Consider the following 18,215-nt stretch of genomic DNA (forward strand, 5'->3'; position numbering starts at 1 on the left):
TCGACCAGTAATTCAGCAAAAGAGGGATGACCATGTACGTGTACTATATTCTGCGTGGAACGCAACAGCAACAGCCAGTTGAATTGGATGGCGATGTGACCGAGGAAGAATTTCCTGGTCTGGATCGGACAGAGGGTCCTGATATCATCAAAGCCGTAATTAAAAAATTGGCAGATGAAGGTACAACCGCCGAGTGGACCGAGTGCGATCTGACCAATGAATACTATGATCGCGATGATACCTATGTATATGCTGAAAATGTATACGCCGAAAAGCGCTGGATTCGTCGCTCGGATGTTCCACTGGGAAATACCCGTCAGGCCAAAGATCGATAGCTAGCAAGGCCATACGCACGATCGCGAAAAGAAAGGCAAGGAGCAGATGCCCGTACTTGCAGGATGGTTGACCGGCGAGCAGGTGCCGCAAGAGGTGATTGAGCAGACACTGACGGCCATGGGCGAGGTCCTGGCCAGCCATGGTGGTGAAGCGGCCCGTACCATCCAGCCAGGTGCGGGCCTGATCGCATTTGCCGATACGGCCTATGCGATGCAGCAACAGAAGGAGGCGGCAGTATTAGATTGGGTGCCTGAACGTCGAACGCTCGTCTATCGTAGACCACTGTCGGGACTGCATCCCCTATACTATATTGAGAATTGGCCAGCGGAAGGGAATCTCCTTTTTGCCAGCGAAATAAAAGCGCTACTCGCATTAGGAGCCCCCAGACGCCTGCATATAGCGGCTCTACATGCCCTGACCCGCTATGGTACAATTCCAGCTCCGTGGACAGCATTTAAAGATATCCATATAGTACCGGCAGGCTCAATTTTACGCTGGCAACATACCAACGTAGTACTCAGCCCCTCCAGCGATTTCGTCATGGAGACGCCTGACTCGGCGGCACAAAACCTTGAACGCTTAGAGGGCCTGCTCTCCTCATCCTGCCAGGCGATGCTACCTTCTCATGATCAGCTGGTGGCACTGGTAGGCGGTGACAGGGCCGCATTACTGATTGCGGCCCTGGCTGCCCAGAGTAAACAACAGGCATTTCCGCTGGCGACGCTGGGCGCTAACCAACCATTCGCCACCTCTGCCTGGCACAACATTCAAACCACTTCAGACAGGTATCAGCTCCCTTTACTGGAAGTGACTGGTGTAGATCAACCAGAATTCTGGCAAGCCACCATCCTTGGACTTGAGGCTCCTTGTCGCGATAGCCGCCCGCTGGCGATCCATCAGTTGTTACATACGGTCTCAACTGAAACAGGTGCCAGGGTTGTACTCAGCGGCCTGGGCTCACAGACGCTGATGGGACTAACCAGTAAACGCTTACCTGTTGCGTTGGCCCAAACATCCAACCGGTTAGCAGCCCAACGCCAACTAACGCAACCAGATCTCACCCAGACACTGCAGAACATCTGGTCGTCGGACGCGAAACAATTGCTACAATCCAGTGAAGCCTGGGAAGAGACTTTACATGCCCGCAAACTCCAGCGGCGGGCACAACAATATACAGACGACGATCTGGGTATGCATTATCTGGACCTCCATTTAAACCTTGCAGATCTACTGGTTCACCCCTTCTACCAGCTGGCACTTCAAGAGCAAATGCTGATACGCTCACCGTATCTACATCCACCCATTATGGAAACACTGATTGGTCTGGCCCGACCGCTGCAAGATGATCTAAGCTATAGGAAAAAGATTGCAGAGATGATCAACCGTTATATTCCTGGACTATCAGAAGTGCCAGCAAAACTACCACTGACGTTACCCACATCATCGCTACACGGTGGTGGTCCTGAGGCCAACGAGCTGCTCGAACAGGTACTTTCACCAGTCATCATACAAAATATCGGTCTGTTTGATTCTACTGCTGTCCAGACCCTACAGAAAAGTATGCAGGATGACCAGGCCTCAGAGCAGGCATTGATCTTCATCTTTACGACGCAGTTGTTCTGTATGCTGTTTGGTATCGAGGAGTGGGTATAAAAAAAAGAGCGCCCTACTTTTTGGAGGCGCTCTTTCGCACAATTTAGTGATCGATGCCTTCAATCTCAGCAGCCACGGTTGTATCACCATGTCCGGCAGCCCAGCGTAAAGCTTCTCCTGCCAGATAAAGAGAACCGGTGGCACAGATCAGGTCAGAAGGATCAGCCAGATCCTTGGCAAGCTCTATTGCCTGATCGCAGGTATCAGCCAGATGCACAGAGACAGCGGGCGCATATGCGCTCATCAACGCCTGTAGCTCTTCCGGTTTCATGGCGCGGGGATTATTCGCCTGTGTGAGCACAATGGTATCGACGGTAGCTAATTCCTGCAACATCCGCGCTATATCTTTGTCTTTATTGACGCCCAGTACACAGATCAAACGATGTGGCTCAAAGGTTGAGCGCAGCGCAATCAATAGCTTATGCATCGAATCAGCATTGTGTGCGCCATCAACCACAACAGTGGGCTGATGGCCTACTACCTGGATACGCGCGGGCCAATGGACCGCGGCTAAACCTTTACGCAGCGCCGCTTCATCCCATTGGATACCTTTCTGGAGTAGCTCTTCTAGCGTCGCAACCGCAACCGTGGCATTTTCAACCTGGTGCGCACCAATCAGCGGCGTCCATAGATCAGCATAGGTTCCAGCTGGTGTCTGAATCGAGAAACGCTGCCCTTGCTCACTTTGTTCATGGATCTGATAGCGATAGCTACATGGCAGCAAGGCGCCCGCCACAACTTCCGCTTCAGCCGGATCTACTCCCACAGAGCCAATGCGCATCATACGGGCATTGCGCTGCTGGGCAATCGCTGCGATCGCTAACAAGGCTTCGGGAGCCTGCGCGGAAGTCACAACTATGCCATTCGGCTTGATGATACCAGCCTTTTCAGTCGCTATTTTGGCCAGGGTATCGCCGAGGATACTCATATGATCATAACTGATTGAGGTAATCACGGAAACAAGGGGATGCGTCACATTGGTCGCATCCAGCCGTCCACCTAATCCAACCTCAACGACCGCGTGCTGTACATGCTGGCGCGCGAAATAGAGGAGTGCCAGGGCCGTTCCAATCTCGTAGGTGATAAAAGGACCATACTCCTGACTGGCCTCAATCTGCTCAACAGCAGACTTGATTTCCGGCACCAGTTCAGCTACCTCTTGTTCACTGATCAGGTGACCATTACACTGAGAACGCTCACGGAATGTGTGCAGATCAGGTTGGGTATATAAACCGGTGCGTATGCCCGCCTCACGCAAGACACGTTCAATATATGCAGCGGTCGAACCTTTGCCTTTGGTGCCGGCAATCAATGTATTGCTATACTGCAAATGGGGATCGCCCAGACGCTTGAGCAGTTCAACCTCACGCAAAATATTTTCATTACGATCACGTGTGTATTTTCCATTACGTTCGTAGTCGGTAAAACCATAAATATAGCTTAAGGCTTCTTTATAATCCATCATCATCCTCCCTCTTTACACCTGGGGTTGCTGGAATGTGCCACGTACAATGGCATCGCTCATCTTCACAACTCGCATCATTTCTCGCACATCATGAACACGCACGATATCGGCTCCTTGCGCAATTCCTAGAGCAACGGTAGCGGCGGTACCCTCTAGCCGCTCTGTAGCTGGCAAGCCTCCCAGAATCAGGCCAATAGTCGATTTGCGCGAAGTTCCCAATAAGATGGGGCGTCCCAGTGCTTGTAAAGCACCCAGGCGACGTAACAAGGTCAGATTCTCCTCAGGAGTGGTACCAAATCCGATACCAGGATCAATTATAATATGTTCCCAGGCAATACCTGCGGCCAGTGCATGATCGATGGCAGAGGACAAAAAACGTGTCACATCGCTGACAATCTCATGCTTCTGATAACCACGCATATTAGCCATCAACACCACTGGCACTCCGTGTGCCCGCGCAACCTCAGCCATCGCTGGATCTTGCTTGAGCGCCCAGATGTCGTTGATGATGCTGGCACCAGCGGCTAATGCCTGCTCAGCTACCTCAGCTTTATAGGTATCGATGGAGATCATAATCTGCGCAGGCAAGGCCGCACGTAAAGCCCGAATCAGAGGCACCACCCGCTCGATCTCTTGCGTCGCTGTAACCAGTTCAGCATGGGGACGCGTCGACTCCCCACCAACATCAATAAAGGTTGCGCCTTCAGCCACAAACTGTTGCGCTTGTGACACAGCACGCTGTATCCAATCATCTTTATCCGTTTGTAAACCATCACCCGAAAATGAATCGGGTGTCGCATTGATAATCCCCATCACATAGGTAGATTGGCCCCATTCAAGACTATAATCAGCCCAGCGGGTTGGAGGTAAAGTAGCTGCTAGTAATGATGCCATCAAGAAACCATCCTTCTGTTCAGACACGAGAATCACTCCACATCATACCTTGTCACTCAACTCACGGGCAACTACCAGACCAACTTCAATCTTCTCATTCAGAATACGATAGGTAAAAGTAAAGACTGTACTAGCGCAAGTAGCCATCATTTATAGGTCTTTTAGTCAGATTGACAACAACTCAGCCGTCTGATTCGTTATAAACCACAGATCTATCAGTGCTATACTACCTAATAGCATGTTCTTAAACATCTTATTGTACAGATACGATTGCGACTATATATCGCAATCAGCCAATAACGACAATGGAAGAAGAAAAAGTATGCAGAACACCACTGAGATGAAAGCTTATCAGCGTAGTGTTAATGCCGCTCGTCGTTGTCATGAATGCAATGAAGAGGCACTTGGACGTTGTCCTGATTGCCATATGGGCTTCTGCCAGGAACATTTCCCCAAGCAACAACATTCTCCTTGTGCGGAAAGACAGATGAAATTAGCGCAGACACAGGTCTGTTACGTCTGTGGCACCCAGGTCTATCCAGATCAGTGGTCACTTTCAAAAACGACGCACTATGTCGATCAGTCCAACTGCCATGGTTGTGGACGCTATATCTGTGATGACCTCCATACACAAAGCAAGGATGAAGATGTGGTCATTGCACGCGAAGGATTACGTGGGCATCGTTATCAATATATTAATCGCTATTGCGACATGTGCTCACCATTCAAACGTGTTGGCGGCATTCGCGGCCTGTCACGCATCCTGGTTGCAGTTGGAACAGTAGCCGCAGGGGTTTTCTTTTATCTGCATCCATAAATCGAGATACTGAGGAGAGAAAGGGGGACGAGGAGAATAGCGAGCACGCGCTATACCATCTCGTATCGTCATATTCATGGTCTTATCGACAACTCTACAATCTACATTGCTCCGACACCAGCGTTCGATTGATACCGCTTTACGGACAACGCTTCAGACGGTCGCTGATGCATCTGGGGTCGCAGCCCTGGATGCCTATTATGGGCAAATGCAATATCATCTTGGCTGGGTAGATGCGGAATTAACTCCCACCAGAAGTAATCCAGGTAAACTGTTACGTCCAACTTTGTTGCTGCTGGCCTATGAGGCGGTGGGAGCCTGGGGCCTGACTGAGACAACAGGGATAGAGAACAATAGCTACTTGCAACGCGCCCTCGCGGCAGCGGTCTCGGTCGAACTTACCCATAATTTTACACTCATTCACGATGATATCGAAGATGGAGATACCGAGCGCCGTCATCGCTCCACCATGTGGAAGATCTGGGGCGTGCCACAGGCCATTAATACGGGTGATGGGATGTTTGGTCTGGCTCGCTACGCCTTATGGGGAGTCTTGGAGCATGGCGTGGAAGGTGATATCGCAGCCCGCCTGGGCGCGACCCTCGATCGCACGGTCCTGGAGATCGCGGAAGGGCAATATCTGGATATTAGCTTTGAACAACGCCAGGATATTTCTGTCTCGATGTATATCGATATGATTGGCCGCAAGACTGCTGCCTTGATGCGTTGCTCGGCTGAAATGGGTGCGATGATTGGCACTCGCGATGCAAGCACGATCCAGCGCCTGGCCAGCTTTGGTCAGGCCATCGGTATTGCGTTCCAGGTACGTGATGATCTGCTGGGCGTCTGGGCGACTTCCGCTGAACTGGGCAAAACCCAGGCTGGCGATGTATATCGACGCAAAAAAAGTCTGCCTATCCTACATGCATTAGAAAATGCCAATGCCGAGGATTTACAGACGTTGCAAACGATTTATCAGCAGGAAGCTCCTGTAACCAGTGCGCAAGTCGAACAGGTGCTGGCGATTTTCGCACGCACCCAGACACAAGCATATTGCCGCACCTTCCTACAACAACATTGTGATGCAGCGTACGAAGCACTGAACAACGTTCCCTACGTTAATAGCCCTGTATCTACACGCGCCATCAACGACATGCGCACCATGGTTCAGTTTATCGAGGCAGCAGCCCACTCATTTTAAACGCGTTAAGCATTAAAAGTTGGTTATGCAATAACATCCCAGATTATCGCCTGGTTTCCTAAGGCTGTAGCAACTTGCTTGCCATTGGGGGACCAGGTGATTCCATGTATAGCTCCATTGAGTTTTTGCGAGAAGATCTGTTTCATGCCTTTATTTGCCTGCAAGACGATAAATGTTCCATCCTGGGCGCCAACCGCAAGGAAGCGGCCGTCAGATGACCAGGCAACAGCGCGTAGAGAAGATTTAACAAGCTGTAGGCGTTGGGGGGCATCCACACATGAGAAGGCCGTGTGTCTGGCACATGTCAGAGCATTCCAGATACGTAAGACTCCATCATCTCCGCCTACCGCCAGGGTCGCCCCATCAACAGCAAAAGCCAGTGTACGCATCGGAATTTGCGCATCCTGATAGTATCCATGGATGTCTTTACCAGTGGCCGCATTCCAGATCCTGACTGCTCCGGCATCCGAAACGGTTGCCACGGTTTGGCCGTCTGTGCTCCACGAAACAGCTGTAATTGGATTTGTATGTGCTCGATAGGTACGTACCGGGCGAAAATTTTGCGTGTTCCAGACAACAGCCCGCTTGTCGGATCCAACTGAGACAAGTTGCTTCATATTGTGTGTGGCCCAGGCCAGACCAGTCACCATCTGATTGTGGAGTTGCGTTGAAAACGCCAGCCGTCTACCAGTAGCACTATCCCAAAATGCTACCTGGTTGTTAGCACCAGTTGCTAGTTGGGCACCATCTGGTGACCAGGCCAGACCACGTATCGCAGCTGGATGCTCAATAATACGCTGGATGTTGCCCATGGTATCCCACAACAAAACCTGGGTATCATCCGAGCCGCTAGCCAGCGTATTTCCCGTAGGCGACCAGGCAATACTACGCACAAGCTGTTTATGCTTGGTAAAGGTCAAATTTACCTTAAGCGTTGGATTGGCTCCTTGCATAGCAGGTTTTTGGGCTGGCATCTTTACGGGCATGACGCCAGCATTTTGCTGGGTCTGCGCGGCTTGAAACCAATTATGATATGCGGCATAGCCTACTCCTCCAGCCGCACCAACACCAACAAGGGTCCCCAAAGTAGCCAGCAACGCTCGTCGAGAGATACCACCGCGTTTCTTTGTGCCACTATCATCGATTGGTGCTTGAGACGACTGAGAGGGAATGGTGGCAAAGAGTGACTGATCAGCAATGGTCTCAGAACTGTGCAAGGCTGAATCCATCAGCGGCAGCGGTCCTGGTCCTGGTCCTGGTATCACAGTTTCAGAAGCGATAGGCGCAATAGGAACAGAAAGACTCTCTGTACTGGAAGAATCCAGCATCAAACGCATACCAGGAAGAATACCAGCAGCTGTCAGGGTCTGATCCGTCAGGAGAATACGGCCACTGGCCGCATGGCGTAATGTATACACCAATGGGTTGCCAAACAAATCATGTTTTGGTAGCTGCAATATGTCTACTAACTTTGGGAGCACTACAGATATCGGAACCTCCATGGCTACGACGACAGGACGAGCTTCTCCAAAAGTATCTTGCTCTATTAAAATCTCAGATTTGTGCATAGATATCTTCCTATTCATCTTTCTATTTCTCTAGTGTATCATGTTGGCTCTTCTTTTTTCACCCTTATGAGTAAAAAAGGCTACAAATAGGGAAGAAAACACGAAATATGTGAACCATTGTAAAGATGATCCAGGGGCCCGAAGTTAGTAGGTAGCTTCTGTGATATGATTAGCGTAAACTTCTAATAACATTTGTTCAGGAGAGAATGCATGAGTCACCGGATTCTACGGGCGTCTTTTTTCGTGCTCCTACTTTTATGTAGCATAGTAACGTTACCCTTAACCGCTCTAGCCAGTACGACACATAAGCAGGCGATACAATATCCTGGCGCGGCTAAAGATGAATTACCAGTGGTCGAACCTGATTATATTTATAAACAACTTTTTTTGCTGGCAACACGCTTTCAGCATCGAGAAGCTGGTTATGATGCCCAGATACCCGTAGATAAAAATGGACATGATGAATTCGCTAACTACTGGAAAGAGGAAATGCTTGGTAATTTGCAAGAATTTAGTGCAGTACCGTCTACTATTCCTTTTCCTATTCGTGGCTGGGTAAACAGGCCAGACACAATACCAGCCTCCAATGTTGAGGTCACGGTTCCAGGCGCAGTTCATCCTGAACAGGTGGTGGTTATTGGTTGCCACTATGATGGTATGGCCACTTCCACACAGTCCGCGAATGATGATGCCAGTGGCTGTGCTATTGAACTGGGTGTAGCCAGAGCAATGGGGAATTATTGGAAACAACATCATCTTGCTCCTCAGCGTACATTACGCTTTGTACTCTTTGATGCCGAGGAACAAGGGCTTTACGGCTCATATAATTATGTGAATGCTACTGTAAATGGGGATCTCAACAATATCGTGGCCATGTTTAATGAAGAGCAAAATGGTATCGCCTATCCTCTCCGCTACCTTGGCCAGATGAACAATACATTGATGCCATTCTATGTAGATCTCTCACCCGTGGTGGATGGTCCGCAAAAAGAGAAGATTATACAGTTCAGAAAGCTTATGGCGCAGGCCGTACCAGCCGTGTTTCAACAGATACGTGAGCTTGGCGTACAGAGTCTTACCTATCATGGTGCCAATAAACAGGATGTCACCCAACCCGTCTTTACCGCTGATCAGCTTTCTTATGTGAAGCAAGAAGACGATACATTGGGATCCAGCGATCAGGTGCCCTTTACGCAAGCGGGTATTCCTTGCGCGACCTTTGTAGGTAACTCTACTTATTATCAGGGAAACGTCCAGGCAAGTTATCCTTATGATCAACCAACGGATACGATTCAACTCATGAACACATTCGCCTCGGGAAATACAGCACAATCAGCCGCATTGACCATGGCTCTGACGCTACCAACGCTGCTCACAACCTGGATGCTCCATCAACCAGCTATCCTGGGTGAAACGACCAGTCCTAACAAGGACTTGACAACCATCAGTGATATTGGGAGAATACAGACCGGAAAAGATTTCCTGGTCTCAGTAGAAAACGCTCCACCTGCTCAGCCAGATACCACTAGCTATAATTGGAACTTTGGCGATGGTCAGAATGCGACTGGTAGGGTAGTCCAACATACTTACCAGAGCGATGGAAACTATCAACTGACGCTGACTATTACATCAGCAACAGGTGTTCAACGTATCAGCAAAAAACTTACCGCGTCCAAAAATAATCCTCTCTATAAAAACATGTATGAGCGCTATTATTCTACCGGTAGGCCACCAACCAACCCATTTGTGAAACTTCCAAAGCCTGATGCGACGTTATCAGATAGGATATTGCTCACACCCAATGCCACCTGGACGACAAACCAGATCATTGGACAAACAAGCGCGGGGGGAACACAAAATCAGGCTGGGACTACTGCGCCCTTGCCATCCAACAAAAAAGAGTCTATGATACCTGAACCTTTTCTTTTCCTGGCAATCCTGGCAGGACTCCTACTGATTGCAGGAATCATTGGCAGCGTTCTTGTTGTCAGGCACAGACACAAAAGTTTGAGTGGTATGGATAAAGTATCCAGAAAAGCTTGACGACCTTATTCATAATAGACGTAGGTTGACTAAATGGTCACCCCACACATCTAAAAAAGAGCCAAGAGCAACTTGACCTTAAAGCCGGAGATCTACTATATGACAAAGCCAATTTATGTTATGGGACATAAAAATTCTGATATGGATTCCGTGGCTTCTGCCTATGCGTATGCGAATTTGTTGCGCGCACAGGGTGAAGACCAGGCCATTCCTGTCCGTCACGGAGACCTGAAGCCTGAGATCCGTTTTGTTCTCGACCGCTTCCAGGTGGAAGCGCCGGAAGCCCTGGAAGACGTGTATCTGCAGGTACGTGACGTTATGCGCCGCGGCATCATTTCTGTGTATGTCGATCAACCAGTTTTTGAAGCTGGCCAGTTATTACAAGAACATAATCGTGGCTCTATGCCCGTTATCGATAAAGACAATTATGTTAAAGGCATGATTGCCCATGATGATCTCGCTAAACTTTTCTTTAATGATTTGGATCCTTCTTCTCTTAATCGTATTCCCCTACGCCGTGATAATCTGGTGCGTGTCCTTAAGGGCCGTGTCCTGGTAGAAGGTCGTCGCAAGCTCGGTAATCGCGTACTGGTTGGCGCGATGGAAGCTGAAACCATGGTCGATTATATTGAACCAGGCTGCCTGGTGATTATTGGAGACCGTGAAGATGCTCAAATAATGGCGATTGAATCTGGAGCGGCGGCTCTGGTAATTACTGGAGATCTATTGGTCTCCGAGCGGACGTTGTTCGCGGCACGCCAGCATGGCGTGATGGTGATCAGTACTGCCCACCATACGTTTACCGCGATTCGCTTGATCAACTTGAGTATCAATACGCAAGAGATTATGACGCAGGAATTCACCTTCTGCCATCCAGACGATCATATGAGTGATGTACAGACGACGCTGGCTCGACTGCGTTCAATGCCGGTTGTGGATAATGATGGCAAACTGGTCGGCTATATTTCGCGTACCGACCTGATTAAAGCTCGTCCTAAACGTGTCTATCTGGTAGATCACAATGAGCAGTCCCAGGCGGTAGATGGCATCGAAGAGGCTGAGCTACTCGGCATTATCGATCACCACCGCATCGCCGATGTCCATACCAGTAAGCCTATTCTCTTCCGAGCAGAACCTGTCGGCTGCACCGGTACGATTATTACTGGACTGTATCATGAGGCAGATGTTGAGATCACCAAGGAAGTAGCTGGTTTATTGCTGGCTGGTCTGTTGTATGACACGCTGATCCTACGCTCACCAACATGCACTGTACGCGATGAGCGCGTCGCCGCTGAACTGGCTGCGATCGCTGGTGAAGATATCGAAGAATATGGACAGGCCATTTTTTCGGCCGCAGCCAAAGATCTGGCAGAGAAGCCTGCCGAGGCATTGATTACGTCGGACTTCAAAGAGTTTACGGTCCGTGATCAGAAATTCGCGGTCGGCACCGTCGAGACGGCCAGTCCGGCCAGTATTGAGGCTCGTAGAGATGAGTTACTGGAGACAATGAGGGATATCACCCAGGATCAAGGCTATCTTTCATTCTTGTTTATGATTGTTGATATCATCAATATGCGCTGCAATCTCCTCATTTGTGGCGGCGAGCAGGCGGTAGCTGAAGCGTTTAATCGCCCTCTGGAAGCGGATGGAAGCTCCATTATAGTTGAGGGACTGGTATCCAGAAAAAAACAGGTAGTACCGCAGCTCACACGCATTGAAGCCATACTTGCCGAAAGCACGAAGGTACGGTAATTAGTTTATAAAGCTTGTGCCCTTGTCATGTGACATTCACTATGTTACACTATGATACGACTTGGATACACCTCGTTAGGTAGAAGTAGCTATTACTTAAAATTTAACAAACAAACCGCAGTGCTCAATATGTTCAGGTTCTGTAGTTAGAATTCAGTAGTTTACTTCTACCATGGTTCGATCACGATGTCTCAGCTGCTATCAAAGTTGATAAGCACCGCACTTCTTCTTACTTTGTTATAAGGAGGACACTTTATCGTGAGCAACTATATCTGGGTTCCAATCATAGTGGGAGTTCTTGCCGTCGCGTTTGCTGGCTACCTCGCCAGCTACGTGTTGCGCAAAGATACGGGCACTCCTGCCATGCAAAAAGTTGCAGATGCCATCTTTAAGGGTGCAATGGCGTTTCTTAATCGTCAGTACCGCACCATTACTATCCTCTCTTTAGTCGCGGCTGTTGTCGTTGCAGCGGTGCTCTATCTCTTGAGCAATGGAGATGGAGCCACAAAGTTCGATCTAGCATGGCGTACAGCAATCGCGTTCCTTATCGGTGCCTTCTGTTCAGGGGTTTCAGGCTACATTGGCATGTATGTGGCGGTCAAATCAAATAGCCGTACAGCCAGTGCCGCTACCCGCAGCCTGGGTGAAGCACTGATGGTCTCACTGCGAGGTGGGGCTGTTTCTGGTTTCCTGGTAGTGGCCCTCTCACTGCTGGGTGTATCTCTCATTTTCTTGCTCTATAGTATCGGTAACAACATCGACAAAGTTCCTTCGCTCATCGTGGGCTTTGGTTTTGGTGCTAGCTTTGTGGCGCTCTTCGCGCAGCTTGGCGGTGGTATCTTTACAAAAGCTGCCGACGTGGGAGCAGACCTGGTGGGTAAAATCGAGGCTGGCATCCCTGAGGATGATCCACGTAATCCAGCTGTAATTGCTGACCTGGTTGGTGATAATGTTGGTGACTGTGCTGGCCGTGGTGCTGACCTCTTTGAATCCACAGCCGCCGAGAATATTGGAGCAATGATTCTAGGTGTCGCTCTCTACCTGGCAACAAAGAATCCTGGCTGGATTCTGTTTCCACTGGTTGTGCGTGCCTTTGGTCTGATTGCTTCGGCCGCTGGTCTGCTCTACATCCGTCCTTCGGTCGTTGTCGAACCGGATAAAGCTGCGGGCCGTGATCCTGGCGAAATCGCAATGAAACAACTCAATATGGGCTACTATATCACCTGCGCAATTTCGGTGATTGGAGTCTTTTTGGGCAGTTACTTGATGCTTGGCGGTCAGAGTGTTAGCAGTAATACCGTGCCCGCCTGGGTCTGGTTCGGTCTGGCTGGCACAGTTGGTATCCTGCTAAGTATTGCCTTCGTCTTTATTACCCAATATTATACTGCCGGCACATGGCGTCCTGTTCGTGAAATCGCGAACTCAACCTTAACTGGTCCAGCCACCACAATTATCACCGGTATGGCGGTCGCCTTCGAGTGTACCGCATTGCCCGTACTGGCCATTGTATCGGCGTTAGGACTCTCATTCTTCTTTGGTAGCCAGGTCACTATTCCTATCAGTGCCGCGATCAATCCTGGTGTCATTAATGTAGGTGGCATCTTTGGAACAGCGGTGGCGACGATGGGTATGTTGATGAGTTGCGCCTATATTCTAGCGATGGATACCTTTGGACCCATTACCGATAATGCCGGTGGTATTACCGAGATGGGTGGTGAAGCCGAGTCTGTGCGCGATATCACTGACGCACTGGATGGTGTCGGCAATACAACCAAAGCATTAACCAAAGGCTACGGTATTGGCTCGGCCGCATTGGCTGCCTTCCTCCTTTTTAGCGCCTACCTGGATGTGCTCTATTCGTATAAACATAATCCAGCAGTCTATCGTGTGGACCTGGCTAATATCGAGGTCTTCATTGCAGCCCTGATCGGTTTAACACTGATCTTCTTCTTTAGCTCGTTAGCTATTCGTGCGGTGGGTGATGCCGCCAAACGTATGATTGAGGAGGTTCGTCGGCAGTTCCGCGAAAATCCAAAAATCATGGCCGAACGGGTAGAGGATCGTGTAGATCCCGATTATGCTCGTTGTGTGGATATTAGCACGCGTGGTGCATTGCGTGCCATGATACTTCCGGGTGTTGTGGCGGTCTTTACTCCAGTTGTGATTGGTGTCATTTTGGGACCACAGGCTGAGGCTGGCCTACTGATGGTGGGAACGATGGGTGGCGTTGTACTGGCCCTGGTTCTTAACAATGGCGGCGGTGCCTGGGATAATGCGAAGAAATACATCGAAGCCGGTTACCTGCGTGTAAATGCCAACGGCGAGATGGTTGATCGCAACGATCCTAATGGAACCGTATTGGGAAAGAAAAGCGAGGCTCATATGGCCAGTGTCGTGGGTGATACCGTTGGCGATCCATTCAAAGATACGGCCGGTCCCTCACTACACGTGTTGATCAAACTTTTAAGTACGATCACTTTAGTGCTTGCTCCCTTGTTTATCGCGCTCCACCCCTAGGTAAATCACACACCCTTTTTATTAACCACACCTACCGACGTTCTCGATTCCCTTTTTGGGGAAACGGGAACGTCACTTTTTTTTCTCCTTTGCAGGTGCTGCCAGACGGCCTCCTTCTTCGTTACCTCATGTAGTGGTACTGATTTAAATAGTATTTCCGCTTTTTCAATATGCCTGGCGCATATAAATAACAGGGATAACAATTATCAAGGAGGAAATATGCACCATCCAACGCTACCTTACCCTGTTTCGGGCAAACTATGGTTAATTCTGCTCTGCGTCTTTCTCTGTTTTCCTCTAGGAGGATGTGAAAAGATTACGCTGGGTGTCGGCGATAAGCATGTAGCAGCAGCAAACGACACGACCCTGGCGCAAGCTAGCACTGGCATACAAGGCGCTAAAATGTTTGTTGAACCTGATGCAGGAGAACAGGTGATTACCAGCGCCATCAACAATGCCAAAAAATCGGTCTGGGTTGAGATGTATCTGCTAACCAACAAAAAGGTCATCACTGTATTAGAAGATGCCGCCCATCGCCATATAGATGTGCGCGTAATCCTTGAGGACCATCCTTATGGGGGCGGCTCAGTTTCACCGCAGCAGACGCTGGATCGCTTACGGGCGGCCGGTATTCAAACACGGACCAGTAATCCGCAGTTTGCCTTAACCCATGAAAAAGGCATGCTTATCGATGGTCAGACTGCTTATATTATGACCTGCAACTTTACCGCTTCTGCCCTTGGCAATAGCAAGTATACGCTCAATCGAGAGTATGGCATTATTGATACCAATGCACAGGACGTCAAAGCAGTGCAGGATATATTCACTGCCGATTGGCAACGTGTCCAGGTCAAAGTTGAAAGCCCACGTCTGGTGGTCAGTCCACTCAATTCTCATAGCACCTTTCTTTCGTTAATCCATAGCGCTAAAACATCGCTCTACGTTGAAGCTGAAGAGATGCAAGATGATCAGGTCCAGCAGGCACTATCAGACGCAAGCGCTAAAGGGGTCCAGGTACGTGTCGTCTTACCAACCAGTATGGGGGGGCAGGATTATAATCTTCCAGGCATTACAGCTATCAAGAAACATGGCGTCCAGGTTCGAGAGGACAAAAAGTTATATATGCATGCCAAAATCATCGTGGTTGATCAACAAAAAGCTTTTGTCGGCTCTGAAAACATCTCAACGGCCTCACTTGATAAAAACCGTGAACTGGGCATTCTGGTCGCGGATACATCTATCCTGACAACCTTAACTAAGACATTTCAACAGGACTGGTCTGATTCCCAGGCAGCCTGATTGAGCAATCCAGATCAGTGCCTACGACCCAACGCCGTGGTTAGAATGGACACGCTCTTATCAATCATGATAGGATACATCCAGCAACCAGATGCTTGCCACAACCAGTTTAATACAGTATTGCAAAGAGAAGTGCCTCCCATCAGTAGGACACTATCGATTTTCCTACGTAAAAAAATAAGGAGTTCTAGCATGGTTACTGAAGTCGCCATTTTTACCGCCCTTCCAGGCAAAGAAGAAGAGCTCGGACAGGGCATTATTCAAGGTATCGAATTCATCCGCCAGCATCCAGAATGCATTTCAGCCAACGCGACACGCTGCGTTGAGAAACCCGGGCGCTATATGTTATCAGTGGTCTGGTCATCGCTTGAGGCGCATGTTGATGATTTCCGCAATGGCCCCCTCTTCGCCCAATGGCGAGGTCCTGTTGCCGGCTTGTTTGAGAGCAATCCGGAAGTTTACCATTATCAGGTGTACTAAAAAGAATAGATAAAGAGCTGATAAAACACCATAACACTTTTTAGTAGGAGTATTCTGTATGTCAGATGTCTATGAGGGGCAAGAAGAACCTGAGTTAAAGAACAGTACGACACCTTCGGCATTACGTCAGGAAGAGGGTAGTGAGGAAGAACGCCTGGAAACCCATGTAGCCCAACTACGGCATCAGATCGAAGAAGCAAATTATCAATATTATATTAAAGATAATCCAACTTTGACTGATGCAGAGTACGATCAGTTAATGATCGAGCTGCAAACAATTGAGCATGAACACCCTGAACTACAAACGCCTGATTCGCCAACCCAAAGAGTCGGTACTGGCCCTGTTCAGGATGTCCCTCAACATCGGCATCCTTTACCCATGCTAAGCCTGGCAAATGCGCGTAGCGAACAAGAGCTAAGAGATTGGCATAAGCGAGCACAAAATATTTTACCTGACGCGACCTTTAGTTATGTCTGTGAGTTGAAAATCGATGGTCTGGCCATGGCGCTGACCTACGGGAAAGGGCGCCTGCAGATTGGGGCCTCCCGTGGTGACGGCCTGGTCGGTGAAGATTGGACACCAAATGTGCGTACAGTGCGCACAATTCCCCAGAAACTTCGGGGAGACAACATTCCATCAAAGGTGGAGGTACGCGGCGAAATTTATATGCCAATCCAGAGCTTTGAGAAACTCAACGAAGAAATGAGCGACGATCGCTTATTTGCCAATCCACGCAATGCCGCGGCAGGTTCACTACGCCAGAAAGATCCGCGTATTACCTCTACCCGCAACTTAAGTTTCTTTGGCTATCAAATTGGCTATGTTGATGGTATGCGTATCAATAGCCATTGGGAAACACTTGAGCTTTTGCGGCAATGGGGCTTTCCTGTCAATCCTCATGTACAGCAGGCCAGTACGCTGGAAGAGGTGATGGACTACTGTAAGAAATGGGAAAAAGAACGCTTTAACCTACCCTATGAAATTGATGGAGTAGTCATAAAAATCAATGATCTGGCTCATCAAGAAGAATTGGGAACGGTGGCACGGGATCCACGTTGGGCCATCGCCTTTAAATATCCCCCTATTCAGGTTGCCACCCAACTACTGGATATCCGGGTGAACGTTGGTCGCACCGGTTCAATTAATCCCTGGGCGGTCCTCGAGCCTATCAACATTCGCGGCGTTACGGTGTCACGTGCCTCATTGCACAATGAGGGTGATATTCAGCGCAAAGATCTGCGCATCGGCGACTGGGTATTAGTCCAACGGGCTGGCGAGGTAATTCCCCAGGTCGTAAAACCTGTCCTGGAACGAAGAAGCGGTAAAGAAGAGGTCTATCGCTTACCGGACCAGTGTCCATTCTGCCAGACACCAATCATTCGCATTCCCGATCAAGCCATGGCTTATTGTCCCAATAAGGAGTGTCCAGAGCGTATTCTGCAAAGTGTGATTCACTTTGTGTCTAAAGGCGCTATGGATATCGAAACTATTGGAGAAAAGATGTCTAAGCAGCTTGTCGACGCTGGCTATATTAAAAGTCTCTCGGACTTCTATCACTTGACTGAAGAACAGCTTCTGGCGCTGGAAGGCGTCAAAAAGAAGAGTGCGGATAATATGCTGGCCGCGATCGAGGCCAGTAAAAAACGACCATTCTGGCACATTTTGTTTGGACTTAATATTCGCTATATCGGCGAGAAGTCCGCCCAGTTGTTAGCTACGGCCTTTGGCGATATAGACTCTCTGGCACACGCGAGTGCCGAAGAGATCATTAAAGTGCCCGGTGTTGGCCCTGAGATCGGTCAAAGCGTTTATAATTGGTTGCAGGATACTGATAACCTTGCACTGATTGACAGGCTACGTGCGGCTGGTCTGACGCTCAAAGAAGACAGGGTAGAGATAAACGGACCACTTACAGGACAATCGTTCTTAATAACTGGCCGTTTGCAAGCGATGACACGCGCTGCTGCTGAAGAAGAGATTACCCTTCTGGGTGGAAAGATCGCGACAGGTGTGAGCAAAGCGCTCAATCACCTGATTGTCGGCGAGGATCCCGGCTCTAAATTAGCCAAAGCCCAGAAAGCGGGTGTACCCACACACGACGAAGAGTGGCTGATCGATCTACTCAAGCAACACCGTGAAGACTAATTTAGCAGAAAGAAAAACCAGTTCACGCCGCAGTATGAACTGGT

Annotated in this window: 13 protein-coding genes; 10 read left to right on the forward strand and 3 right to left on the reverse strand. The window is 49.2% G+C overall.

What is annotated here, in order from left to right:
• Positions 1 to 32 precede the first annotated feature (32 nt).
• On the forward strand, positions 33 to 335 hold the full coding sequence (locus tag EL633_RS03880) for a hypothetical protein (RefSeq protein WP_126625935.1): 303 nt from the start codon (positions 33 to 35) through the stop codon (positions 333 to 335).
• 46 nt (positions 336 to 381) lie between these two features.
• Complete coding sequence (locus tag EL633_RS03885; RefSeq protein ID WP_126625936.1) at positions 382 to 1,989, forward strand: asparagine synthase-related protein; 1,608 nt, start codon at positions 382 to 384, stop codon at positions 1,987 to 1,989.
• Between the two features lie 43 nt (positions 1,990 to 2,032).
• On the opposite strand, the gene EL633_RS03890 is transcribed toward EL633_RS03885, so the two are convergent.
• A complete protein-coding gene (locus EL633_RS03890) occupies positions 2,033 to 3,457 on the reverse strand; it encodes a bifunctional folylpolyglutamate synthase/dihydrofolate synthase (protein ID WP_126625937.1) in 1,425 nt (474 codons plus the stop codon).
• Between the two features lie 9 nt (positions 3,458 to 3,466).
• The gene (gene folP / locus EL633_RS03895; RefSeq protein ID WP_246039077.1) at positions 3,467 to 4,375 is read right to left on the reverse strand and encodes a dihydropteroate synthase; all 909 of its coding nucleotides are present in this window, start codon (positions 4,373 to 4,375) and stop codon (positions 3,467 to 3,469) included.
• A 295-nt stretch (positions 4,376 to 4,670) separates the two neighbouring features.
• On the opposite strand from folP, the gene EL633_RS03900 reads away from it, so the two are divergent.
• Both EL633_RS03900 and EL633_RS03905 read left to right on the forward strand, forming a co-directional pair.
• Positions 4,671 to 5,165, forward strand: coding sequence for a hypothetical protein (locus tag EL633_RS03900; RefSeq protein WP_126625938.1), 495 nt, complete (start codon positions 4,671 to 4,673; stop codon positions 5,163 to 5,165).
• A 76-nt stretch (positions 5,166 to 5,241) separates the two neighbouring features.
• Complete coding sequence (locus tag EL633_RS03905) at positions 5,242 to 6,366, forward strand: polyprenyl synthetase family protein (RefSeq protein ID WP_126625939.1); 1,125 nt, start codon at positions 5,242 to 5,244, stop codon at positions 6,364 to 6,366.
• Between the two features lie 23 nt (positions 6,367 to 6,389).
• On the opposite strand, the gene EL633_RS03910 is transcribed toward EL633_RS03905, so the two are convergent.
• Positions 6,390 to 7,934: a WD40 domain-containing protein gene (locus EL633_RS03910; protein ID WP_161981926.1), complete on the reverse strand. Its 1,545-nt coding sequence runs from the start codon at positions 7,932 to 7,934 to the stop codon at positions 6,390 to 6,392.
• 210 nt (positions 7,935 to 8,144) lie between these two features.
• Between EL633_RS03910 and EL633_RS03915 the strand changes: the two genes are divergently transcribed.
• From EL633_RS03915 to ligA, 6 genes are all read left to right on the forward strand, one after another.
• On the forward strand, positions 8,145 to 9,977 hold the full coding sequence (locus EL633_RS03915) for a M28 family peptidase (RefSeq protein WP_126625941.1): 1,833 nt from the start codon (positions 8,145 to 8,147) through the stop codon (positions 9,975 to 9,977).
• A 99-nt stretch (positions 9,978 to 10,076) separates the two neighbouring features.
• Complete coding sequence (locus tag EL633_RS03920) at positions 10,077 to 11,729, forward strand: putative manganese-dependent inorganic diphosphatase (RefSeq protein ID WP_126625942.1); 1,653 nt, start codon at positions 10,077 to 10,079, stop codon at positions 11,727 to 11,729.
• Between the two features lie 258 nt (positions 11,730 to 11,987).
• Positions 11,988 to 14,246, forward strand: coding sequence for a sodium-translocating pyrophosphatase (locus tag EL633_RS03925; protein WP_126625943.1), 2,259 nt, complete (start codon positions 11,988 to 11,990; stop codon positions 14,244 to 14,246).
• Between the two features lie 219 nt (positions 14,247 to 14,465).
• Complete coding sequence (locus tag EL633_RS03930; RefSeq protein WP_126625944.1) at positions 14,466 to 15,545, forward strand: phospholipase D-like domain-containing protein; 1,080 nt, start codon at positions 14,466 to 14,468, stop codon at positions 15,543 to 15,545.
• Positions 15,546 to 15,737: 192 nt separating this feature from the next.
• Entirely contained in the window at positions 15,738 to 16,025 is a 288-nt protein-coding gene (locus EL633_RS36465) for a putative quinol monooxygenase (RefSeq protein WP_161981927.1), read from the forward strand.
• 58 nt (positions 16,026 to 16,083) lie between these two features.
• Entirely contained in the window at positions 16,084 to 18,171 is a 2,088-nt protein-coding gene (ligA, locus tag EL633_RS03940) for an NAD-dependent DNA ligase LigA (protein WP_126625946.1), read from the forward strand.
• Positions 18,172 to 18,215: the final 44 nt, after the last annotated feature.

This window comes from Dictyobacter alpinus, from assembly GCF_003967575.1.
GTDB lineage: Bacteria > Chloroflexota > Ktedonobacteria > Ktedonobacterales > Ktedonobacteraceae > Dictyobacter > Dictyobacter alpinus.

Bases quoted from the DNA above. Each gene is read 5' to 3' on its own strand.
- EL633_RS03880 (WP_126625935.1), top strand. From the start codon at position 33: ATGTACGTGTACTATATTCTGCGTGGAACGCAACAGCAACAGCCAGTT.
- EL633_RS03885 (WP_126625936.1), top strand. From the start codon at position 382: ATGCCCGTACTTGCAGGATGGTTGACCGGCGAGCAGGTGCCGCAAGAG.
- EL633_RS03890 (WP_126625937.1), bottom strand. From the start codon at position 3,457: ATGATGATGGATTATAAAGAAGCCTTAAGCTATATTTATGGTTTTACC.
- EL633_RS03900 (WP_126625938.1), top strand. From the start codon at position 4,671: ATGCAGAACACCACTGAGATGAAAGCTTATCAGCGTAGTGTTAATGCC.
- EL633_RS03905 (WP_126625939.1), top strand. From the start codon at position 5,242: ATGGTCTTATCGACAACTCTACAATCTACATTGCTCCGACACCAGCGT.
- EL633_RS03910 (WP_161981926.1), bottom strand. From the start codon at position 7,934: ATGCACAAATCTGAGATTTTAATAGAGCAAGATACTTTTGGAGAAGCT.
- EL633_RS03915 (WP_126625941.1), top strand. From the start codon at position 8,145: ATGAGTCACCGGATTCTACGGGCGTCTTTTTTCGTGCTCCTACTTTTA.
- EL633_RS03920 (WP_126625942.1), top strand. From the start codon at position 10,077: ATGACAAAGCCAATTTATGTTATGGGACATAAAAATTCTGATATGGAT.
- EL633_RS03930 (WP_126625944.1), top strand. From the start codon at position 14,466: ATGCACCATCCAACGCTACCTTACCCTGTTTCGGGCAAACTATGGTTA.
- EL633_RS36465 (WP_161981927.1), top strand. From the start codon at position 15,738: ATGGTTACTGAAGTCGCCATTTTTACCGCCCTTCCAGGCAAAGAAGAA.
- ligA (WP_126625946.1), top strand. From the start codon at position 16,084: ATGTCAGATGTCTATGAGGGGCAAGAAGAACCTGAGTTAAAGAACAGT.